The organism is Ulvibacterium sp. (assembly GCF_028285715.1).
Lineage (GTDB): Bacteria > Bacteroidota > Bacteroidia > Flavobacteriales > Flavobacteriaceae > Ulvibacterium.
This window is the reverse complement of the sequence record NZ_JANQOO010000010.1, coordinates 307,121-330,602: the sequence shown is the minus strand read 5'-3', so window position 1 is coordinate 330,602 and position 23,482 is coordinate 307,121. Positions and strand designations below refer to the sequence as shown.

At 44.7% G+C, this 23,482-nt stretch carries 12 protein-coding genes; 9 read left to right on the top strand and 3 right to left on the bottom strand.

All coding sequences use genetic code 11. The features are described 5' to 3' along the window. The first annotated feature begins 24 nt into the window (after nt 1-24). Nucleotides 25-2,961 carry a tetratricopeptide repeat protein gene (locus Q0993_RS04710; protein WP_299530175.1) on the top strand — a complete coding sequence of 979 codons (2,937 nt, stop codon included), beginning with the start codon at nt 25-27 and terminating at the stop codon, nt 2,959-2,961. A 135-nt stretch (nt 2,962-3,096) separates the two neighbouring features. Further along, nucleotides 3,097-5,205, top strand: a complete 2,109-nt coding sequence (locus tag Q0993_RS04705) for an IPT/TIG domain-containing protein (protein ID WP_299530174.1) — start codon at nt 3,097-3,099, stop codon at nt 5,203-5,205. A 70-nt stretch (nt 5,206-5,275) separates the two neighbouring features. Here the strand turns inward: Q0993_RS04705 and Q0993_RS04700 are convergent, their stop codons facing one another. The 3 genes from Q0993_RS04700 to Q0993_RS04690 all read right to left on the bottom strand — a co-directional run bounded on the left by Q0993_RS04700 (nt 5,276) and on the right by Q0993_RS04690 (nt 11,390). Continuing rightward, nucleotides 5,276-8,416 carry a sensor histidine kinase gene (locus tag Q0993_RS04700; protein WP_299530173.1) on the bottom strand — a complete coding sequence of 1,047 codons (3,141 nt, stop codon included), beginning with the start codon at nt 8,414-8,416 and terminating at the stop codon, nt 5,276-5,278. Between the two features lie 447 nt (nt 8,417-8,863). Further along, a complete protein-coding gene (locus Q0993_RS04695; RefSeq protein ID WP_299530172.1) occupies nt 8,864-9,505 on the bottom strand; it encodes an HAD-IA family hydrolase in 642 nt (213 codons plus the stop codon). 79 nt (nt 9,506-9,584) lie between these two features. Further along, nucleotides 9,585-11,390, bottom strand: coding sequence for an alkaline phosphatase (locus Q0993_RS04690; protein ID WP_299530171.1), 1,806 nt, complete (start codon nt 11,388-11,390; stop codon nt 9,585-9,587). Between the two features lie 569 nt (nt 11,391-11,959). On the opposite strand from Q0993_RS04690, the gene Q0993_RS04685 reads away from it, so the two are divergent. From Q0993_RS04685 to iolC, 7 genes are all read left to right on the top strand, one after another. Further along, nucleotides 11,960-14,938, top strand: a complete 2,979-nt coding sequence (locus Q0993_RS04685; protein WP_299530170.1) for a TonB-dependent receptor — start codon at nt 11,960-11,962, stop codon at nt 14,936-14,938. An 18-nt stretch (nt 14,939-14,956) separates the two neighbouring features. Continuing rightward, a complete protein-coding gene (locus Q0993_RS04680) occupies nt 14,957-16,714 on the top strand; it encodes a RagB/SusD family nutrient uptake outer membrane protein (RefSeq protein WP_299530169.1) in 1,758 nt (585 codons plus the stop codon). A 260-nt stretch (nt 16,715-16,974) separates the two neighbouring features. After that, nucleotides 16,975-19,290 carry a GH92 family glycosyl hydrolase gene (locus Q0993_RS04675; protein WP_299530168.1) on the top strand — a complete coding sequence of 772 codons (2,316 nt, stop codon included), beginning with the start codon at nt 16,975-16,977 and terminating at the stop codon, nt 19,288-19,290. 179 nt (nt 19,291-19,469) lie between these two features. Further along, complete coding sequence (locus Q0993_RS04670) at nt 19,470-20,525, top strand: LacI family DNA-binding transcriptional regulator (protein ID WP_299530167.1); 1,056 nt, start codon at nt 19,470-19,472, stop codon at nt 20,523-20,525. 113 nt (nt 20,526-20,638) lie between these two features. Beyond that, nucleotides 20,639-21,580 (top strand): class II fructose-bisphosphate aldolase, encoded by a 942-nt coding sequence (locus Q0993_RS04665; protein WP_299530166.1) that lies wholly within the window; start codon nt 20,639-20,641, stop codon nt 21,578-21,580. An 8-nt stretch (nt 21,581-21,588) separates the two neighbouring features. Next, nucleotides 21,589-22,461: a 5-deoxy-glucuronate isomerase gene (gene iolB, locus Q0993_RS04660; protein ID WP_299530165.1), complete on the top strand. Its 873-nt coding sequence runs from the start codon at nt 21,589-21,591 to the stop codon at nt 22,459-22,461. Nucleotides 22,462-22,465: 4 nt separating this feature from the next. Continuing rightward, nucleotides 22,466-23,479 carry a 5-dehydro-2-deoxygluconokinase gene (iolC, locus tag Q0993_RS04655; protein ID WP_299530164.1) on the top strand — a complete coding sequence of 338 codons (1,014 nt, stop codon included), beginning with the start codon at nt 22,466-22,468 and terminating at the stop codon, nt 23,477-23,479. Nucleotides 23,480-23,482: the final 3 nt, after the last annotated feature.

Genomic DNA, 23,482 nt, shown 5'->3' with positions numbered 1-23,482 from the left:
AAATTATTTATTTTAAATTTATACATGACCAGATTCTTCCTTAGCATCATACTGCTCATTTCGGTGTTAGGCCAGGCGCAATCCAAAATCGATAGCCTGGAGAAAAGGCTGGACCGGGAAACGGTAGACTCTCTTAAAGTAAACCTCCTGTTGAACCTCTTTGACGAATATCATTATGAAGACCCGGCTAAGGCCGAAACCAATATCAAAAAAGCTCTGGACATTGCCCAGGGAATCCGTGACAAACGCTATGAGGTAAAGGCCCTTAACGCTTTTGCCGATCTTTTGAACGGCAGGGCCCAGAACGATTCCGCGATTTCTGTATTTCAAAGGTCTTTGGCCTTAGCTGAGGATATAACCTATGATTCAGGAAAAGGTATCGCGTTGATCGGACTGGGCAATACCTATTTGAGCAAGGGCGACCTTATACAGGCCGAAGCCTACCACAAACGCAATATTGCCTTCGCCCAAGAAGTGGACGATTTTGAGGGCTTGGCGAGCTCCCACAACAATTTGGGCAATATCTACAATGAAACCGGGGAATACAAAAAAGCCATGGAGGCCTATACCTTTGCGGCAAAAACGAACACCGAGATCGGCAATGAGAAAAATGCCGGCATCAACTTCGCCAACATCGGTCTCATCAACCAAAAACTGACCAACTACGATAGGGCACTGGATTACTATGCCAAAAGCGATAGCCTCTTTAAAAAGTTCGATTTTTTGCCCGGCCGGGCCTTTGTGCTAAAAAATATGGGTGTTGTATACCGAAATCAGAAAAAGCCCGATGCCGCGCTGGAAAAATACCGTCAAGCCCTGGAAAGCTACCAACAAATGGACCTGAAACGTGAAATGAGCCAGGTTTATGAGAATATCGGCAATATTTATTCGGACAGATCGCAATCCGGCGAGGCGATCTACAATTATCATCGGTCCTTAGCCATAGCCACCGAGACCGCGGATTCCATCAATATGGCCATTTTTAGCCAATCCTTGGGGCAGGAGTTTTTTAGGGCCAAAAAATGGGACAGTGCGGGCTACTATTCCAGGCGGGCGCTCGAAATGGCAAAGGAAGTAGGCGCAGATCTCACCACAATGGATGGATACAAGATCTTGGCCCAGGTGTACCAGGCCCAATCCGAGCACGAGAAAGCCTATGCCGCACTTATGGAATACCAAACCATGCGGGACAGTCTGTACACCTTGGAAAAGCGTGATCTTGCCGAGGAAATAGAGGCTCAATATCAAAATGAGGAGAAGACCAAGGAAATCGCTTTGTTGGCCTCCGAAAAGGAACTGCAGGCATTACAGTTGAGCAAGCGAAAGAACGAACGCAACGGTACCATAGCCTTTGCGGTTTTTATTCTGGTGTTGGCCGTATTGCTCTACAATCAATACCGCGTTAAACAAAAGGCCAACAGGGAGCTCCAGGAATTGGGCCGATTAAAATCCAACTTTTTTGCAAACATTTCCCATGAGTTTCGGACGCCCCTAACCTTGATCAAGGGTCCTATTGAACATTTGGAGCAGAACCCGGAAGAGCAATTGGGCCGTAATGAAGTGAAGATGATCCGGAGAAATACGAACAAGGTCCTGGGATTGGTGAACCAGCTGTTGGATCTTTCCAGGATCGATGAGGGCAAATTACAGCTAAAATCGACCGAAGGGGATGTTTTTAAATGCCTTAGGACTGCGGCGGCATCCTTCAATTCCTATGCGGCACAGCGCAATATGGACTATCGGCTAGAAATCCCCAGCGAAACCTTATGGGCGGCCTTTGACCGGGACAAGCTGGAAAAAGTGGTCTACAACTTGTTGAGCAACGCCTTTAAATTTAGTGAGGATGGGGAATTGGTGGCTATGGAGGCATCCCATACCCATTCAGATTTGGTCATTCAGGTTTCCGATTCGGGTAGGGGGATTTCCGAGGACAAACTGCCCTTTATCTTTGATCGTTTCTATCAGGTAGATGGTAGTATCACCAAGGATAGGGAAGGTTCCGGCATTGGTCTGTCCTTGTCCAAGGACTTGGTGGAATTGATGGATGGCACCATTACCGTTTCCAGTGAAGAAGGGAAGGGCACCTATTTTACGGTACAGATTCCGATTGAAAAAATTAAAACCCCCAAGGCCTCCCTGCAAGCTGCAATACCGGAGGAAACAAAGGAAACTCTTGAAACGGAATCCTTTGACCTGCCTAGGGCCGATGTACGCGACCTCCCTGAAATTCTGCTTGTGGAGGACAACGAGGACATGCTCCAGTTCATCAAGACCCGGCTCGTGGAAAAGTACAGGATAACCGAGGCCAGAAATGGTGAAGAGGGTTTTAAAATGGCCATGACACATCTACCCGACCTGCTCATTACGGATTTAATGATGCCAAAAATGGATGGGATGGAGCTTTGCAAAAAACTGAAGACCAATTTGGAAACCAGTCATATTCCCGTTATTATGCTCACGGCCAGAGCAGGTGTCCAGAACAAGATCGAAGGGTTGGAGACCGGGGCGGACGATTACCTAACGAAACCCTTTGATGCCCAGGAACTTGCGGTACGGGTGAAAAACCTCATCGATCAAAGGAAACGACTAAGGGCACACTATAGGGATAATGCCTATACCGTACATCCTGAAAAAATTACGACCACCTCATTGGATAGAAAATTTCTGGAGCAGGTTCTGGATCTCTTGGAAAAGGAATACACCGATGCAAATTTCGGGGTACCCCAAATGCAAAGGACGCTGGCCATGAGCAAAACCCAACTACACCGGAAAATAAAGGCATTGACCAATGAATCCCCTGGGGAACTGCTACGAAACTTTCGATTAAAACGAGCGGCCCAATTGTTGTCCCAAAAGGCGGATACCGTAACCCAGGTGGCCTATCAGGTGGGCTTTAATAATCTTTCCTATTTCGCTAAATGCTTTAAGGCCCTCTACGGTGTTCCTCCTTCTTCGTACTGATTTTTAGGGGAAGTACATTATTTGGTATTCCCGTGTCACTATTTGGGACTATTGTGTCAGTCTCCGATAGGCGTAAAACCTAGCTTTGGTTCAATTCCAAAGGTTTCCCACTCTTCAAAATAAACACATGCGATTATGAAAAAGGTATTCACAAAGGTGCACAAAAATGTAGGTAAAGGCGTATTGGCCGTTATTGCCTTAGGTTTAGTAATAAGTTGTAGTAGTGATGGGGACGATGGCCCTACCGTGAACGAGGAACCTGAAATCCAGTCCCCGACAATTTCCGGGATATCCCCCAGCAGTGGGGTGGTAGGAACCGAAGTCACCATTTCGGGAACCAATTTTAGCAGTACCGGTAGCCAAAATGAGGTGGAGTTCAATGGAATAACGGCAGCGGTAAAATCTGCATCGGCCACACAGCTGGTCGTAGATGTCCCGGCAGATGCCACTACCGGACAAGTGTCCGTAACCGTTAACGGAAGAACAGCGGTTGGCGCCTCCTTCACCGTGCTCACGGCGGATGTTTCGTTATGTAATCAAAATGAGATTTTGGAAAATACGACCTGGGAAGATGTGGAACCGGGAGATGCCGTGGACTATGTGATACAATGTGAAATTAATGTAAGAGGAAATGCATTACTGACCATTGAACCCGGGGTCATCATCGCCTTTGAAGGCGAGAACAGCGGTATCTTTACCGGGGAAGGTGGTGGATTAAAGGCCGTGGGCACGGCGGAAAACACCATACAGTTTTTGGGAACCTCGGAGAATAAGGGGGTTTGGAAAGGAGTCTATTTTGGCTCCAATCATCCGGAAAATCGTCTAGAACATGTAATTGTACGTCATGCGGGCCGCTCCGCTTCCACTCAATCCGACGAAAAGGGTGCCGTTCAACTATCCAGGGACGAAGATTCCTCGGGTGCCATTGTCAATTGTACCATTACCGATAATGATGGATTCGGCGTGTTCATTACGGACGAAAGCGATTTGGAGGAGTTTTCCAATAATGTCATATCCAATAACGAGGAAGCCCCTGTGGGCCTATATTTCAACCAGTTGAGCGCGTTGGATGCCGCGTCGGACTATCAGGGCAATGCCAAGAACTATATCGAGGTCCGGGAAAATGACCTTGAGGACGACCCCGTTAACATGGCCTTTTTGAACGTCCCCTACCGCTTTGTGGATAGTGGTAGATATAATATCCAAAATGAATTGACCATCGATCCAGGAAACACCTTGGAATTTACCAATGGTTCAGGTTTGCGCCTGGGAGTACAGGGTTCGGATTGTGCGGATACCTCGGGATCCCTTAACGCTACAGGTACATCGGAAAATTCGATAACGTTCAGGGGAGTAACGCCTGGTAAGGGCACTTGGCTGGGCATCGGCTTCAATTCCGCAAGTCCCAACAACAACTTGATCTATTGTACTATTTCCGGGGGCGGAAGCGCAGACTTTTATAACGCGTCCGATTTTGCGGCCAATGTTACCCTACAATGTAATAGCAGATTAACTATACAGAATACTACGCTTACCGATAGTGGCGGATACGGGCTCTATATGTTGGATGATGATGCCCAACTGGAGGATTTTGAAGCGAACTCGATCGTAAACAATGAATTGGCCCCGATTTGGATGCACCTGCCACAGGTTAATGAATTGGATGCGGCTACCACCTATGCCGATGGCAATGGAATGGCCTATATCCAAGTGGTGGGTGATGCCGTTACGGATGCCGACCTTACCATTAAAAAGTTGGACGTGCCTTACCGTATTGAGACAGAGCGTTCAGGAAGGGAGACCTATGTGGAAACGGCCATCACGATAGAGCCCGGTACCATCTTGGAGTTTGAGACCGGAGCGGGGCTAGTCCTGGGAAGCCCAGGGGTGGATTGTCTGCCGACCTCGGGCTCCTTGAATGCCGAAGGCACCCCTTCAGAACCGATCATTTTCCGTGGCGCTTCGGAGGGCCAGGGAACTTGGCTGGGCATTGGGATCAATTCCAGTACCAGTGCCAACCTTTTCACCTATTGTGAAATATCCGGAGGGGGAGCGGAACAGATGTACAATGCCGGAGGGCAGGGCAATATCGTGATCCATTGCAGTGGAAGCCTAACCTTGGAGAACAGCACAATTAGTGACAGTGGAGGCTGGGGTGTTGATTTTGTACAAGGCGGTAATAGCCTGTCACAGAGTAGCAACACTTTTTCAAATAATGCACTGGGTAATGTAGCTTCCAATTGATTTGAAATGTATGACCCTAAAGAATTCTTTTAAGTATATTAATGGGAAATTGTAAGGACGATAATGTGCTCTAATACGGAATCTTGATGGTTACCAGGGCCCCTGTCCTTGTTCCATTAGCTATGTCCTCAATAGCAATTTCATAACCATGGTCCTTTTTGCGGATCTGGTTCAGGAGTCTCAACCGCTCGTGCAATATCTGTGTGGCATAGGATTGGTGTCCCTGGTCCGGCGCGGCTTCGTTCTTCGCCCCCGAGATGCCTATACCGTTGTCCTCAACGGTAAGGACCAGTTGTTTTGTGGCCGTGGACCTTTCGATCGCAATGGTTATGGCCTTTTCCTTCTGGCCTTCCGTAAAGCCGTGTACGATGGAATTCTCCACAATGGGCTGCAGCATCATTGAGGGGATGAAGGTATCCTCCACATCGATGTCCGGCCCATATTGGACCTTTAGGTCTATTTTGTTCTTGTTCTTGGTGTTGTTCAGGGCTATGTAGTTTTCGATATAGCCAATTTCCCTGGCAAGTGATATGTTTTCGTTACGGGTCAGGTCCAGCGTCTGTCGCATCAAGGTGGCGAAGTTGGTGATATAGGTATCCAAATTGGCGAGTTTGCCCTGTTTTACGGTATGGCGTACATTGTTCAGGGCATTGAAGATGAAGTGCGGGTTCATCTGTGCCCGTAGGGTCTTCCGTTCCAGTTCGATCAATGTAAGACGAAGCTGATGTTTTTTACGTTCAGTTCTGGAACGTTGGGCGAAAACCAGAGCCATGATGCCCAGCAGAAGGAGCAGGGCGAGGAACTGTACCCAGGGCCTCTTGTAGAAGACCTGGGCTACATGGATATCATATTGTAGTTCATTCGAGGATTCTACCCCAGCGGGATCGGATCCCTTGATCCGGAGTACGTAGTCCCCGGGGGGAATGGACAGCAGCTTCAGAGTGGTCTGGCTCCCCAGGTTTACCCAGTCCTCGGTAAACCCGTCTAGCCTATAGGCGTATTTGTTGGTCTCGGTGTTATAACAGTCGTTGATGCTGTAGGTTATGGAGAAGGAATTTTTGGAGTACGGCAGGTCAAAATCGAACTGTCCGGCGTTTAGGGCGTCAAGTTCCACGTCCTTTTCTTGGTCGGTATCGTAGTATTCGAATTTTGTAGGGAATATCCTGATGTCCCGGGATTGGACCGTACTATGTATACTGTCAAAGGCAATCAACCCCCTAACCCCCCCGAACAACAAGGAATTGGAGGAGGTCCTATAATAGGAATACTCATTGAAGTCATTGAAGGGCAGGCCATCCTCCACATAGAACGCGGTCACTTTTTTCGAGTTTTTTTCAAACCGGTATAGTCCGTCATGGGTGCTGAACCACACATTTTCCGCGGCGTCTTCCAAGATTCCCACGACGTTTAAATCAGTAAGGCCGTCCGCTGCGTTTAGCACTGTGGTCTTGTTGAGAGACTTGTCAATTTGGATTGCCCCTTTATCAGTACCCAGCCATATGTTCTCTTGCCGGTCTAAGAAAATTGAATAGATCTTATTGGTAGGCAGGGTTAAATCGTTGTTTGCGGGATCATCGGTAAAGTGTAAAAAGGTATTGGAGTGGAGATCCTGTATGATCAATCCATTTACGTCCGTTCCTATATAGAGTTTGTTTTTGGTTTTTAGAAGAACTCTTATAATAGGGTCTATTGCTTTCTCGAGAGGAGGGATAGGTACCTCGCGGAACTTTTTCTGATTGACATTGAATTCCTGAATATCATAATTGCTGGCCAGCAAAAGGGTGGAGTCCGAATACTTTGCTATATCAAAGTAATGTAAATTGGCCAACCTTCGATGGGAGCGAAAGATATTGGTATCAACAATCGTATTCCTTAAAAAATTGACTTCCCAGAGCGTTTTGTGCTCCCCAATACACCAGACCGTGGAATCGCTTGCCTTTAGAAAAGACCTAAGGAGATTCAATGTTGGAAAAATATTTTTTGTTTTATAAGGGCCTTCATCATAATTCGCATCGTCTGATGGTGAAAGCTTAAAGATTCCCTGATCGGTGGTGGCAAGGATTTCCTTGTTGGGAAGTTCCAAAAACCCCCTTGCATCGATGTTTTGTTCGCCATTGGCATATAAAATTCGATCAAAGCGATTCTGACTGAACTTTATTTTACTGATTTGATCATAACTGCTGACGTAGATGATGTCGTTTTTATCAACAATCAAATCTTCAATCGGGAAAGCGAACGGAATGTCATAGGTCTTTTTAAGATGAAGGCTCCCGTTTGTTTCCACCAGTTTAAATAACATCAAGGTCTTTCCGGGGCCATCGATAGCGATAAGGTCGGCATGATTTTTTAGTATCGGATTGCTGTCCTCCGTAATGGGAATCATTTCTTGAAAGGGTACGTTGATAAGCTGTAGATCCAATTCCTCAATAAAGAAGGTCTCAAAAACCTCTCCCTCGTAGGTATATGGTGTTTCCATGGATTTTGGGAGGAGGTCGCCATTATCGGTGAGTACCAGGCCATCACCTCCGTTCAGGGGCCATTCGGGATAGATGTAATCCGCCCAACTGTATTTGATCGAGCGCGTATAGTCCGCAACGGGCGTGGTAGTTCCGGAATCAAAGATATAGAGCTTGCGCCCTTGGCGAACCAGAAATGTATCGCAGCCTAACCTTCGTTCAAAATAGAGGAAATTCCTTAAAAAATATCTGTCGTTCGTATATCTGGGATTGATGCCGTCTATTTGATATTTCGTGACTTGAAGGGACGAATCTACCTTCAAAATGATATTGTCCTCAGCGGTGGAAGCCACCATCCATAAGTTTCCATTGCAGTCTTCCATAAAGGAGTTGGGTTGCAGTTCCCTTCCCGTTAAGAAAGGTTTTAACGCAACGCGGGTGAAACTTTCATTCAAACTTTTATCGGATACGAAAAGTCCCGTATCCGCGGACACCCACATTCTCTTTTGGCTATCAAAAAAAATCCCGTAGATATCCTGTACCAGGTCATTAACATTTTCGACCAGAAAGTAAGAAAGGACGTTATGGGTCTCAAAATCCTTTACAATTCCATCATTTGTGGAATACCAGAGGAATCCATCGTCATCCACTTGCATGAAATTCCTAAACTTGTGGGATTTCCCGTTGGGATTTATTTCAACATCCCGTATGGTATAGTCCTGGGCATGCGAGACATTGAAAAAAAATATGTACAAAATGATGGAATATGTAAATATTTTGCGCATTGACTAAACAAACCTACGGGGGAAATAGCGTTGAAAACCTTACTAAAGAATCATTGGAACAAATTGATTACCACCACATTAAATACAATGTGGAATCGTAGTAATAATTGGCCAGTAAATCAGAATGCATATACCAATGCCGTAGTTGATGATTACGACACGAGCTATATGATTATTTCACGGATTTAAAATTAGCAAAATTAATTGCGTAAAAACAGGGGAAATGGAGCAAGATGGCAAAGTTTTTTTTTCTTGGGACGTCTCATTTGGGAATGGCGCAAGTCTCCTAGAAATTCTAAAAGTCAATTGTAGGTAGGGTCTTAAACTTTCAATAGGTTAAATAAAAATTTTTCAATGTATATGAAGCCCAATAGCGCTTTCAGTTAAAAGTTTCGGAACTGGTGAGGAATAACCTCCTCAAGATTGGGAAAGTAGCATTTCCAAATCGCTCATCTCCTGAAAAACAGAGGCTACCTCCAAATCATTGGGATATTCATGGCCATTTTTGGAATATAGGAAGACATCGAAGCCCCCTGCCAAGGCCGCCTGAACACCAACTTCACTGTCCTCCACAACCGCGCATTCCTCCGGTCTAAAGCCCATATTTTTGGCGGCGTGAAGAAAAATATCCGGATTGGGTTTCCAACTCTGTATTTCGTAGCAGCTGAATATTCTTCCCTCAAATTTATCGATTAGCCCGGTGGTCGTTAAATTGGCACGTATTTTTTCCAAAGGGCCGCTCGAGGCGACACAAAACGGGACTTCAAGATTTTCAATTACCGAATGGATTCCTTCTATGGGCTGGATTTCATTCTTGAAGGCCTTGTACGTTTTTTTACGGTATTCCAATTCAAAATTAGCGGGTAAGTGCCCTTCAACAAGTACGTCGAGATATTGCATAATATCATTTAAGGACTTACCCAGGAACTCATTTGTCACAAAGTCCAAATCAATATGCAATCCCAAATCTTTTCCCATTGCCACCAACACCTTTGCGGTAATCAACTCGCTGTCTACCAGGACGCCATCGCAATCGAAAATAATACACTTGTATTTCATTTAGGTCTCTTTTTGTGGCAAAGAGCAATCACGGGCATGAATGTACAATAAGCTTGGATATAAAGAAAAGGTATCAGGTTTAATCTGCCTTTATCCCAAGCACTTTTATGATTTTATCATACACCTCTGTATTTTCATATACCCCTTGAAATTCCTGGGAATGGGGACCATAGGCAAATATCGGCACCATAATGCCTGTGTGATCGTGGGTGGTAAAATCCCCTTCCACCATCTTGTTGTCAATATTTCCTTGCGGCAAACTAAATCCGGATGTCTCGTGATCTGCGGTGACAATAACAAGTGTATTACCCGTTACATCTGCAAATTTCAAGGCTTCGGTAATGGACCGATCAAAGTCTATGCCTTCAGAGGCAATACCAGGGACATCGTTTTCATGACCATAACTATCTATTTTAGAACTTTCTACGACTAAAAAAAAAGGAGTGTTCTTGGCATTTAAAAAGGCCAGTCCATTTTTGGTCACGTCGGCCAATACGGTTCCGCGGCCCTCAAGAACGCCAGGCACATCATCCTTTGAAATAAAATGTGCAATTTGTTTTTCTGTTCTTTGGGCCATTCCACCCGTATTTTCCAGAATAGAAAAACCCATTTGGGCAATTTGCCTTTCAAACGAATTGGCACCTCCGCCGATCAGTAGTGAAAGTTCACTTTTGGATAGGTCTGAGATAATACCGTCCGTATCCGATCGATCTTTTCGATGTGCGTAAAAGGCGGCCGGGGTAGCGCCTGTAATCATATCCGTTGTAATGCAGCCGGAGTTAAAACCGTTCTCATGGAGAAGCTCGGGGAGGTTTTTTACGGATTTGCCTTCGGAATCTACCCCTATAGCACGATTGTTCGTTTTTGTACCTGTGGCCAAGGCAGTACCTGCAGCAGCGGAATCGGTCGTAAAATCGTCCGCGGATTGTGTTTTTATAAGTCCGATACTTTTTAATTGGGTCAATGTTAAATCCCCACCATTGCCGAAAACTGAGGATGAGATTTGGGCCAGCCCGTTACCATCGCCAATTAATAGAATGACATTTTTAACGGGCTTGTCCTTTTGATCCGTGTCAAAGGTCGGCGTATACACCTCAGACCGGATAGTATTATGATAAATCCGTTGCTCCAAGGTATGTAAATAGGAAGCCGATGCATAGGGCAAATCGGTATTAACAAAGTCCACACCCATATCGCTAAAAGTTTTCCAGGCGGTTTTGGAATCCGGTGCCCCCCAAAATCGGAAAGGTTTGCCGTAGGCATGGGCCTTATCGATTACGGCCTTTATCTTTTTGTAGTCGTCGGCGGTCAATCTTCCCTTTCCGTTCCATGGTGAGAACCTTTTGAAATTTAGGCTGATCAAAGCTATTTTGTTCCAAACTTCCGCTTGTGGTACATCATCAAGCTTTTGATAATCGAAATGAATGTAAGGGGGGTAATCCGTATACGCACTTACCTCTGGTCTATTTCCGGATATCACAATAGACATTTGTTCGCTGTTGATGAGGGTGGGATACATTTCCAGAATGGATATCAGTTTTTCTAAGGAGGCACGGGGCTCCGATTTTATGTCGATGAGCAACTGTAGCTCTTCTGGCTCTCCGAATTTTAAGTCCATTGCCTTTTTTATAGGTTCCAAATACAGATTTTCCAGGACTCGGTCCTCTATAATTTCGGATTCCGAATGGGTAACGTAAAGCCTATCGTTTTTAAGAAAAATATCTACCTCAATTGAGTTTAAACCATTGGCATAGGCGCTCCAAAATGGAACCTTTTGGGCGTAATCGTTGTGTGAGTGTATTTTTACTCCGCTTATGGGTTGTGCAATAAGAGGAACGATCGAAATGCAGAGTACAAGAATTAGGAGAAGTTTTTGTTTGGACATGACCGGTATTTGACTTGTTAAACTATTGTTGCTCAAAAAAAGGATATAATTATCGTGTTACACGGATATAGGTAAAAGTGGAATGGGAACCACTATCCTTGTACGAATATAGAACTCTTGGCGTTGAACGATAAGGAGAAGCTTATGCAAAGGTTTGCATGACGAAGACCAAGAGATACTACGAAAGAAATAATGCCCTTCCATAAAGGGTGGCCACTACCAAAAGGAGACCAAAAACGGGCCGTATTATTCGTTCTGCGAAAGAAGCTTTCCGAACAGTGTTTAGGGTGCGTTTGGTCTTGCCGAATCACCCTTCTATACTTGGGGTTAACGCCCAGATCATTTTCTCTAATTTTTTAAGAAATTCTTCCCTCCATATTACTTTTTCACCAGTTTTGAAAAGCCCTAAATAGTTATTTGGGAATAATGTTCCCTAAAGTTTAAATAAGGCTTAAGTCCATGTAAATCAATGCAAACCTTTGCATTGACTTTTGGCTCGGAATAATTTTAGGCATCGCTTTTTTATTGTTATTTGGCTTGAGAATTAACTAACGCAAAAACAGCCAGATATGAAGAAAATTCGATTTTTAATGCTGATTTTCCTGCTCGGAATCGTTTCGGTTTCTTGGGCACAGACTACAGTTACCGGGACGGTCACGGACGATCAAAATACTCCTCTTCCCGGGGCGAGTGTTATAGAGAAGGGAACCACCAATGGTACTACGACCAATTTTGATGGCAACTTCACTATTGAAGTAAGCGATTCCAACGCTGTTCTTGAAGTTTCTTATCTCGGATACACAACCATGGATATACCCTTGGCCGGACAAACTAACGTAACGGTGCAGTTGTCCGAGGATGCCACACAGTTGGAAGATGTGGTAGTGGTCGGGTACGGTGTTCAAAGAAAATCCGACATAACAGGTGCCATAGGTTCTGTAAAGAGTGAAGATTTTAACAAAGGTGTTGTGGCCAACCCAGGGCAGCTTTTACAAGGTAAAGTGGCCGGGGTCAATGTGACCAGTGTAAGTGGCGAACCGGGAGCCGCACAGAACATTATCATTCGAGGTGTAGGAAGTTTGCGCTCCGGTACCACACCCCTGTTTGTAGTGGATGGTTTTATTATTGACAATTCCGGTATTGGTGTTGCGGCCAGTGCCAACCCTTTGAATTTTATTAATCCCCAGGATATAGAATCCATAGATATTTTGAAGGATGCCTCTGCTACGGCCATTTATGGTGCTCGGGCAGCTAATGGTGTAGTAGCCATCACTACCAAAAAAGGAAAGGCCGGCAAGGCGGAAATGAATCTATCCGTGTCCACTGCAATGTCTACCATTGCCAATCCCATGGATGTGTTTAGCGCCAATGAATTTCGGGAGCAGGTAGTCGCCGTTGGTGGTATTCTCGAAGATTTTGGAGGTAATACCGATTGGCAGGACGAGTTGACCCGTACTGGTATTTCCAACAATGTCAATTTCTCCATGAGCGGAGGGGTTGCGGATAAGTCGTCCTATTTTGTATCCGCCGGTGTGGATGACCAGGAAGGTACCTTGAACAATAGTTCCTTAACACGATATTCCGGACGCGTAAATTTAAATCAAAAGGCACTTCAAGGACGCTTTAACGTGGATTTGAACCTTACGGCCTCAAGAACGGTAAATGAGAGACCGGACGATAGGGCCATCGTAAGGGAAATGTTGGAATTGAACCCTACCATACCGGTCTTTACCGATGGAGAGCCTACCTTGTTGGAAGAACGTATAAACCCTATACAACGTAACCGGATTTTTACGGACGAAGCCAATACCAATCGTATTTTGGCCAATATCTCGCCTTCCATTGAAATTATTAAGGGATTGGTCTACAAATTGAACCTAGGGGTGGATTATTCATCCACCAATCGTGATGTACAACAAGTACCTTTTGTGCAATTGGAAGGTTTTGAAGATGGCTTTTTGAATACCACGGCTACAATTAATACCAATACTTTGGTTGAAAATACACTGACCTATACTCTTAACAAGGACAAACACAATGTCACTGTATTGGCGGCACATTCTTACCAAAGAACCCGGTTTGAGCAAAAACGTTTTGAACTGGACGGGTTTGCCAATAATGGCATTGAACCGAGGTTTCAGGATCAAATTAGTACTGAGATCCTGCCAACCACCTTGGATTCCCGTGCTTTTGAAAATGAATTGCAATCCTTTTTTGGAAGGGTCAACTATTCGTATGCCGATAAGTATCTATTTACAGCGACTATGCGGGCGGATGGATCCTCCAAATTTGGGGAAAACAACAAGTATGGGTATTTCCCATCCGTAGCCTTGGGATGGAATATTAACAGGGAAGATTTCATGGCGGACAACACGATTTTCAGCAACTTGAAACTACGGGCCAGTTGGGGCCAGGCCGGTAATCAGGATGGTATTCCCAATAACGTTAGTTTGGCAAGTTTTGTGGATTCCCGAACGGAAAATGACACCTACCCCCTTGATGGGAACGAGGTTACATTAGACGACTATCCCTTTGGTACCGTTCCCGTTCGTACGGCCTTTCCTGACCTTAAATGGGAGGTGTCCACACAGACCAATATTGGGTTGGACTTTGGACTTTTCGGAAATAAGATTACCGGTACTTTGGACTATTTCAACAAAGTGGTCACGGATGTAGTACTTTTTGCCAACCGTACCGATCCCATTCAGCCTACCGAAAGAATATGGACCAACGTGCCCGATCTGGAAATCATCAACAATGGCTTTGAATTATCTTTGGACTATAGAGGAAGCTTTAGTGAGGATTTCACCTTCAATATTGGAGGTAACATTTCCTATACCGATAACAAAATAGAAAACTCCCCCTTTGCCGTGTTGACTACCGGGGGTGCCGTAGGAGCCGGGCAAACCGGGGCAACGATTAATGGATACATTAATGGAGAGCCTACCGGAACCTTCTTTATGAAGGAATTTATAGGCATTGGCGCCGATGGATTAAATGAATTCAGGGATATTAATGGGGATGGCGAGTCTTTGGACAACGATAGGTTTGCCACGGGTAGCGCCCTACCGGACATTATCTATGCCTTCTATCTTAATTTCAATTATAAAAAGTTCGATTTGGGCATCAATTTCAACGGGGTATCCGGTAACGAAATTTATAACCATACGGCCATGACCATATTTTCCAATAGCCAGTTGAGTAGAAGCTTAAATACCACTGATTTTGCTATCCAGTTTCCCAACGAGGATCTGAGTAATTCCAACGAGGTCTCTACCCGCTATCTGGAAGACGGTAGTTTCTTGCGATTGAACAATGCCACTTTGGGCTATACGCTGGACCCCGCTGTACTTGGGCTAAGCGACTGGATAAATAGTTTTCGCATTACGCTAACGGGACAAAACCTGTTTGTAATAACCGATTATTCGGGCTTTGACCCCGAAATCAATACCGGGAACGATATTGATGGAATCCAAACCTTTGGAATCGATCGTTTTACCTATCCCTCTCCGAGAACAGTTTTGTTTGGTTTAAATGTATCATTTTAATAAAAAAATTGTTAGAAAATGAAAAATAGAATCTTAATTGCAACTCTTGTGTTTTGCTCCCTTTTCAATTGGAGCTGTACCGATCTGGAAGAAGAAAGACTGGATGAATCCGAATTTGGGGGCCAGGCCGAAGCGGTTAGTGGCGCCATTGCCCCAGCTTACGGCTATGTTTCCTGGGTATGGCGACATACCAATTATTATGGCCTGCAACTTATTGCTTCGGATGAGGGTATCCTGCCCTTTCGGGGAGGAACGGACTGGTTTGATGGGGGGAAATTTTTAGCTACCCATGCCCATACCATTACCCCTACCAATGATTTGGTTGGGGATAGTTGGAACGAACTAACCACCAATATTTCCAGAACCTTGGCGGCTATTGAGGTATTGACGCCACTTGCGGATGGCGGCGATAATGAGGCGCTTGGTGCCCTCCATGAGATGCGGGCATTGCGAGCGTACCTAAACATGTTGATGTTGGATAGCTGGGGATTGGTATTGAGAAAAGAGTCTTCCGCGGAACTCTCCGAGGTACTGCGAACCCAAGATGCCATAGACTATATTGAAAGCGAACTTTTGGCGGTTGTGGATGTCATCAATACGGATAGAGGTCCGGGCAGAATAACCCAGGCCGCGGTCTGGAGCCTTTTGGCAAGACTATATCTCAATGCGGCGGTATATCGCGATCCGTATGGGACACCCAGTTTTAGTACCGAGGATATGGGCCGGGTCATCCAATATACGGATAATGTTATCAATTCTGGTAACTTCTCATTGTCACCGGAATATTTTGACCTTTTTAATGACGATAATAATAGCAATCCGGAACTTATATTTGCCTTAGATCAGCGAGGTCAGTTACGAAGGGAGCACAGCCGGTGGGCCTATTGGTCCATTGCTGGGGATATGTTCCCAAGACCTGAATTTCCAAGTGCGGATGGAACCGACGGTCCCGCAATCAATTCCGATTTTATCCAGACTTGGATAGATGCCTACGGCCCTGTTGATCCGGCCGAGGCCGATGCACGGTTTTATCAGCAGAATACGATAATACCCCCGGCACAATTGGATGACTTTGAAAATCGTGAAAAGCTGATCGCTACTGAGACCGAAAACAGCTATTACTGCATTGCGCCCGATGATTTTGAAATAGATAGGGGCATACTACGCGGAATTCAATGGGGACCCCGAAAGGGTGAAGATGGCGCGTTTCTTTCCTGTGATGGTGGCGAAGTACGGATCTACCCGATCCAATTGACCCGGGGAAGTGGCCCAGATCGTGATGTAGCTTATGTAAACCATACCTTCGAAGTCAACTTTACCAATGAAGGTTCCCTGCACAACACCGGGTACCGCTGTTCCAAGTACCAGTTTAGCCGAACCTCTCCCAACGGTAATAACTTCAGTAGCGTAGATTTGGTATTGATACGTTTGGCTGAAGTATACCTAATGCGTGCGGAGGCGAAACTGAGAAATGGCGACGATGCAGGTGCCCTGGCCGATGTCAATACGGTAAGAACGTCCAGAACGGCCCGTCCGGACCAAACCCCGGAAGCATGGCCCTCAATAGATTTGGAAGCCCTGTTCCGTGAGCGTGGTTTTGAGTTGTATTGGGAAGGTTTTAGACGTAGCGACCAAATACGTTTTGGCAAATATGAGGATGCTTGGACGGATAAGACAGATGCCGATCCCAATAAGAGATTGTTTCCTATCCCCCAAAGCGCCGTGGACGCGGCTTCGGGAATAGAAGGTTTCTTGAATCAGAATCCAGGGTATTAGCGAATTGTACAATTCGTTTTAAAATAGAATAACACACTAGTAATCGTGTTGGTTTTTCGTAATTAGTTTGTTTAAGTTTGAATTAGTTTAGTAAAGGCAGGCAAATAGTTGCTTGCCTTTATTTTTAAGGCATATTCACATTTTGATGGCCCTGGTCAATAGTGGTTAGGCTTAAAATGTTCTCATAAACCTTATATTTATTGAGGTAAGGACATCGGTATTGATAGGGTGATCCGATGAAGATTGATTTTCTAGGAAATATGAAACCAAATGAATCCTTCGTTTTAAGAGGTCTGGGAGCATTTCTATTGCTTTTTTTGATACATGCATGTGGTACGGAACGGACAAGTTCTTCCAAGATAACGGAATTTGATACCTCTCCTGTGGATAAGGTGTATACCCAATTGGATACCGAAAACTCTCGCTGGTTTTTATTTTCATCCGCATGTCGTCCTTTTGGGATGGTCAACCTTAGTCCGGATACGCAAATCGGCGGTGCATGGGGTAGCGGTTATCGTCACAAGACCGATACTATCAAAGGATTTAGTCATATTCACGGTTGGCAGATTTCCGGACTTTCCGTAATGCCGGTAACGATTTCTGAAGAGAACGGACAAACTGTTTTCAGTGATTTTTATTCAAAGTTTTCCCATAACGAGGAAAAGACCAATCCGGGATATCATAAGGTCTTCTTACAGCGCTATGATATAACAGTTGAGCTAACCAGCACAAAGCGGGTGGGTTTCCATAAATATTCCTTCCCTACGAAAGGGAAACCTGCCCTATTGTTTAATTTAAACGGATTATTGGGTCCTTGTGAAAATAGGAACGGTACATTGACAAAAATTGACGACAATGTGCTCACGGGAGAATTTGAAATGGCACCAACGCACCGACGTCCCAAACCCTTCCAGGTTTTTTTTCAAACGGAATTTGATTCAAAGATCGATTCGATTGTCCAGGACGATAGAACGGGCAATTACCTAGTTTTCATGGAGCAAAATAAAAAGACCGTACAACTTAAAGCGGGAATTTCATATACTTCGATTGAAAATGCGCAAAAAAATTCAAAAACTGAACTGGACCACTGGAATTTTGAAAAAGTGGTCGAAGAATCCAAAGAAGAATGGAACAACGTATTGGGAAGAATCAAGGTTAGCGGAGGTACCGAAACACAACGACGCCGTTTCTATACAGATCTCTGGCATGCACTGCAGGGAAGAAGGATCATCAACGATGTGAACGGCAGTTACCCGGACAATACCGGAGATAACCTTAGGGTTGGGCATTTGCCTTTGGGCGTCGACGGAAAACCCGAGTTCAACCATTACAATTCCGATTCCTTTTGGGGGGCACAATGGACCTTGAATACGCTTTGGGGTTTGGTCTATCCCGATATCAAGGAAGAATTCGTACGCTCCCTGCTACAGTATTACAACGATGGTGGACTTGTCCCAAGGGGACCTTCGGGCGGTAATTATACCTATGTAATGACAGGTGCTTCCAGTACTCCTTTTATCGTAAGCGCAATCCAAAAAGGAATTGTAAGGGATAGTTTGGAAAGTATCTACAAGGCCTTAAGGAAAAACCATATGCCCGGTGGTATCATGGAAAAAGCAGGCTATGAACACACCACAAATTTGGGTGGAGGGTTTAAACACTATCTGGAAAAAGGCTTTGTGCCCTATCCAATTCCCGAGGGAAAATTTGGTGGTCATCAAGATGGGGCCAGCCTTACCCTGGAATATGCCTATCAGGATTGGACCTTGGCCCAACTTGCAAAAAAATTAAATGAGCAAGAAGACTATGGCTATTTTTTGGATCGGTCAAACAACTATAAACTCCTTTTTGATAAGGAATCTGGCTGGATTAGGCCTAAGGATTCCATTGGGAATTGGATGGAAAACTATGACCCCTATTTGTATAAAAACGGATTTATAGAGAGCAACGGGGCGCAATCCACTTGGTTCGTACCTCATGATATAACCGGCTTGGCCCAATTGATGGGCGGATTGGACAGGGCAGTTGAAAAATTGAACGGCCAATTTAAGACTGCCCAAAAACTGGATTTTACTTCAGGAACTTCACATGATGTTGAAGTGCACCCGGAATATAGTCGTGTTCCGATCAATTATGGTAACCAACCCTCCATTCAAACCGCTTTTATTTTTAACCAACTCGGAAGACCGGATTTAACCCAATATTGGTCCCGTAAGGTGGTCGACTCGGTTTTTAGTGGTCTTGATCCGTCAACAGGATATAACGGGGATGAGGACCAAGGGCTTATGGGAAGTTTGGCCGTATTGCTGAAGATGGGATTGTTTCAAATGAACGGCGGTACCGAGGAAGACCCGGCATACCAATTGGGAAGCCCCATTTTCGATGCGGTTAAAATTGACCTACATCCTGATTATTATCCTGGAACACATTTTGTAATTCGCACTAAAAATAATGACCAAGGCAACTGGGCCATAAAAAACACTTTCCTAAACGGGAAACCGATTCAAGAAAACGCCATCCCACATTCACAGATTGTCAAGGGCGGCGAATTGCTCATAGAATTTAAAGAAAACTAAACATAGTTTATTTCGGTTCGATAAATTTTAGTTGTTCCTTTATAGTGTTGGATTTTTCCAAGTACCATGACAACATATTTTTTTGTATTTTTCTAAGTAGGTTGGGATTGTATACAGCTGATAATGCTGCCATAATACGTCGATAGACAAATGTTGAAAAAGATTCTAAATCGCCGATCATGAAAAAGGGTAGGGTTACGATTATCGATATTGCCCGCGAGTTACGGATTGCGCCTTCCACGGTTTCCAGGGCCTTAAAGGACCATCCGGCATTAAAGAAGGAAACAAAGGACGCAGTCAGGGCCTTGGCCAAAAAATTGGACTATCAACCTAATTTACTTGCCTTGAATCTCCTGCAAAAGAAATCCAACACCATTGGGGTAATCGTCCCGGAGATCACAGGCCACTTTTTTTCTGCAATAATTACCGGTATTCAGGATGTCATAGGCAGTTCCGAATATAACATTATGATATGTCTTTCAAACGAATCTTATGAGGAGGAAGTGGTCATTATCCAGAGATTATTGAAAATACAAGTGGATGGCGTTTTGGTGTCACCTACCTCCGCAACCAAGAATTTTGATCATTTCAGGGCGCTTCAAAAAAATGATATCCCGGTAGTGGTCTTTGATAGGGACTGCCCTGGGTTGGAGGCGGATAAGGTCTTGGTAGATGACTATGCGGGAGCTTTCCAGGCAGTAGATTATCTCATTAAATCAGGGTGCACAAGAATCGCCCATCTAGGAGGACCTTTAAATCTTAGCACTACAAAACATAGGCTTCAAGGCTATTTGGATGCTTTGGAAAATGGTGGTATTCCAATTCGAAGGGAGTACATTGAGCATGTTCCCGGGTTTTCCCATGACGATGGGCTAAAGCAATCCGAAAAGCTATTGAAACTTGAAAATCCACCTGACGCAATTTTTGCCATGAACGATAATATTGCGATCTCTGCCATGCACATCGCTCGGAAAATGGCCCTAAAGATACCTGAGGATATTTCAATAGTCGGTTTTGATGATGAACCCCATTCTTCTTATTTTAGACCATCCCTCTCTACGGTCTGGCAACCGGTTTACAGCTTGGGGATGCTCTCTGCAAGAATCATATTGCATAGATTAAATGATGAAGTTCCACAGAAAGAATTTCGACAGGAAGTTTTTAAGCCAGAGCTTGTTATTAGGGCGTCTTCCAAGGAATGTACCTCCAGGATTAATGACAAAATAGAGTTGTAGGAAAATGCAAACCTTTGCATAGTATTTTAGTCCAGCATGCTTTTCAACATCGTTTTTTTATTGTTTTTTTATGATAATAAGAGGTTCTAATGATTTCCGTAGAATGACCTGATATGATCGTTTCGCCAAAGGAACTCTTTACAAAGTGCTACGGCAAATATGCAATTGCTGCCGTAAACGTGTTTACGATGGAGCAAGTACATGCACTATTTCGTGCTGGGGAAAAAGCGAACGCCCCTTTTTTGGTTCAGATTACCCCAGTGTCAAGGAATTATGCCCATGAAAAAATGTTGTCCGCAATGATTGAGGCAGCATCTAAAATATATCCGAAAACGGTCTACGCCGTTCATTTGGACCATGGGAACGAGGAACATGTACTGGACGCCATAACTTCCAACACGTACAATTCAGTAATGATAGACGCATCGCATGATAGTTTTGATAAAAATGTGGAAAGAACAAGGGCCATAGTGGCGGAAGCCCATAAGAAAAACGTTTGTGTGGAAGCGGAGTTGGGAGTACTTAGTGGGGTTGAGGACGATATCTCGATCGATGAAAAAGAGGCAAGATATACCAAACCCTCCGAAGTTGAGGAATTCGTGCAATTGACCCAATGTGATAGTTTGGCCGTTGCGGTAGGCACAAGTCATGGAGCCTATAAGTTTTCTGGAGGTGAAGGTATACAGTTTGATATCCTTGAGGACATACAAAAGCGTCTTCCCCACTTTCCCATAGTGCTCCATGGCGGGTCTGCGGTAAATAAAGAGGAAATCTCCCGAATAAATCGGAATGGGGGTGCGCTGAGCGAAAGTGCAACTGGAGTTTCTCCAGAAGAAATAGTTAAATCGATTACATTCGGCGTATGCAAAATTAACATAGCCACGGATACAAGACTCCTTTGGACAAGAGTGCATAGGGAATTTTTTAGGGATACCCCTGAACTTTTTGACCCCATAATCCCGGGTAAAAGGTATATTGAGGCGAACGAAGCATTCATGTTGGAGAAATTTGAGCTTTTGGGAGCCACAGGTAAGGCAAATCAATTCATCCAATAAATAAGAATATGGGAATACAATCTCCACTATTGGTAAAACCTAAGACTGGATCAAGGATATATCATCAAATATCCCCCGAATCGGCCCAATGGGAATACCTTTCCTTTGAAGCCAGGGAAATGGTCCAGGATGAAACCTGGGAATGGGACACCCAAGAAAATGAGATGGTCATTGTACTGTTGAGCGGTAACTTTAAGGTAGAAAGCGATAAGGGAAATTGGCAGACCCTTAACGGGCGCAAGGATGTTTTCAGGGGAGTGGCCCATACCCTATACTTACCAAGACATACAAAGTTTAGGTTAGAGGCTACCAGTGCTATATTGGATATTGCTTATGGTTGGTGTAAGTCCGATGAGGATTTTCCCGCAAAGTTCGTTACTCCAGAGGAAACTCCGGTGGTTATTTTTGGCGGGGACAATGCCACACGGCAGTTCAATGATCTGGTACCTCCAGGCTTTGGATGCCATAGTATTGTGGTTAGGGAAGTATATACCCCTTCGGGCAATTGGAGTTCTTTCCCGGCACATAAACACGATGAAAGGATTCTTGACGAGGATGGCACTGTGCTGGAACCCATTCAAGAAGAGACCTATTTCTACAAATTTCAAAAATCGGAGGCTTATGCCATTCAACAAGTCTACACCAAAGATCGATCTTTGGACGAAATAGTGAGACCTCGGCATAATGATGTAGTTATGATACCCAAAGGTTTTCATCCGGTTGTAGCGGAACACGGGTTTCACTGTTACTATCTTAACTTTTTGGCCGGAACAGATCAGTGTCTGGCCAATACCACGGACCCGGACCACGAATGGATTTACGATTCTTGGACCTCAAAGGATAAAAGACTGCCCCTGGTAACGGCAGAAATGAATACATAGGAATATGACCAATACAAAATATGATGTAATTACATTTGGAAGATCTTCCATAGACCTTTATTCGCAAGACATTGGTTCCGCATTTAAAGATATCAAGGGATTTGATGCCTTTGTAGGGGGGTCCCCATTGAATATTGCCGTAGGTTGTGCGCGATTAGGGATCAAAACCAGTCTTTTGACTGCTGTGGGGAATGATAAAGTTGGCGAGTTTATTGTAAACTTTTTAAACCAAGAAGGAGTCAATACGCAATGCATCCCTATAAAGAATTCCGCTCGTAGTAGTGCCGTAGTGCTGGGGATAGAACCTCCGGATAAGTTTCCATTGGTGTTTTACAGGGACAATGCGGCCGACAGTCAAGTGGACATTGATGACGTGGATAAGGCCAATATCCCGGGCCATCGGATTTTATTGATCAATGGTACGGCCATGAATAGGGAACCCTCTAGAAGCGCTACTTTTTACGCCGCTGAAATAGCAAACCACAATGAGGTCGAAGTAGTTCTTGACCTCGATTTTAGGGCGGATCAGTGGCACGACTATAGGGCTTATGGTATAACCATGCGCGCTGTATTGCCGAAAGTGAAAATAGCCATAGGGACGGAAGAGGAAATACTGGCGGCAACTATGGTCAACACATCCCAAGTAACGATAAAGCATCAGCAAATATCGGCCCCTGAAATTTCAGGTGATATCAATGAGTCCATAAAACGGCTGCTTGCTACGGGCATCGAGACCTTAATCGTAAAGAGGGGCAAGGATGGGGCAAGTATCTGTAGAAAGGACGGATCCATGCAAAATGTTCCTGGATTTCCGGTAGAGGTACTTAACATTCTAGGAGCTGGCGATGCTTTTGCCAGTGGGTTTCTGTACGGTGTCTTGCAGGGGTGGGATATGTACAAGGCCTGCCGTATGGGCAATGCTAGCGGGGCCCATGTGGTAACCCAAAAGGGTTGCGCCAATTTTATGCCGACTTTGGAAGAATCGTTGGCCTTTATAGAAAAAAATGGAGGATTTTAAACT

What these genes read in the sequence shown, in the direction of transcription:
- Q0993_RS04685 (WP_299530170.1), top strand. Translation starts at nt 11,960, where the DNA reads ATGAAGAAAATTCGATTTTTAATGCTGATTTTCCTGCTCGGAATCGTT.
- Q0993_RS04670 (WP_299530167.1), top strand. Translation starts at nt 19,470, where the DNA reads ATGAAAAAGGGTAGGGTTACGATTATCGATATTGCCCGCGAGTTACGG.
- Q0993_RS04705 (WP_299530174.1), top strand. Translation starts at nt 3,097, where the DNA reads ATGAAAAAGGTATTCACAAAGGTGCACAAAAATGTAGGTAAAGGCGTA.
- Q0993_RS04675 (WP_299530168.1), top strand. Translation starts at nt 16,975, where the DNA reads ATGAAACCAAATGAATCCTTCGTTTTAAGAGGTCTGGGAGCATTTCTA.
- Q0993_RS04695 (WP_299530172.1), bottom strand. Translation starts at nt 9,505, where the DNA reads ATGAAATACAAGTGTATTATTTTCGATTGCGATGGCGTCCTGGTAGAC.
- iolC (WP_299530164.1), top strand. Translation starts at nt 22,466, where the DNA reads ATGACCAATACAAAATATGATGTAATTACATTTGGAAGATCTTCCATA.
- Q0993_RS04710 (WP_299530175.1), top strand. Translation starts at nt 25, where the DNA reads ATGACCAGATTCTTCCTTAGCATCATACTGCTCATTTCGGTGTTAGGC.
- Q0993_RS04690 (WP_299530171.1), bottom strand. Translation starts at nt 11,390, where the DNA reads ATGTCCAAACAAAAACTTCTCCTAATTCTTGTACTCTGCATTTCGATC.
- Q0993_RS04665 (WP_299530166.1), top strand. Translation starts at nt 20,639, where the DNA reads ATGATCGTTTCGCCAAAGGAACTCTTTACAAAGTGCTACGGCAAATAT.
- iolB (WP_299530165.1), top strand. Translation starts at nt 21,589, where the DNA reads ATGGGAATACAATCTCCACTATTGGTAAAACCTAAGACTGGATCAAGG.
- Q0993_RS04680 (WP_299530169.1), top strand. Translation starts at nt 14,957, where the DNA reads ATGAAAAATAGAATCTTAATTGCAACTCTTGTGTTTTGCTCCCTTTTC.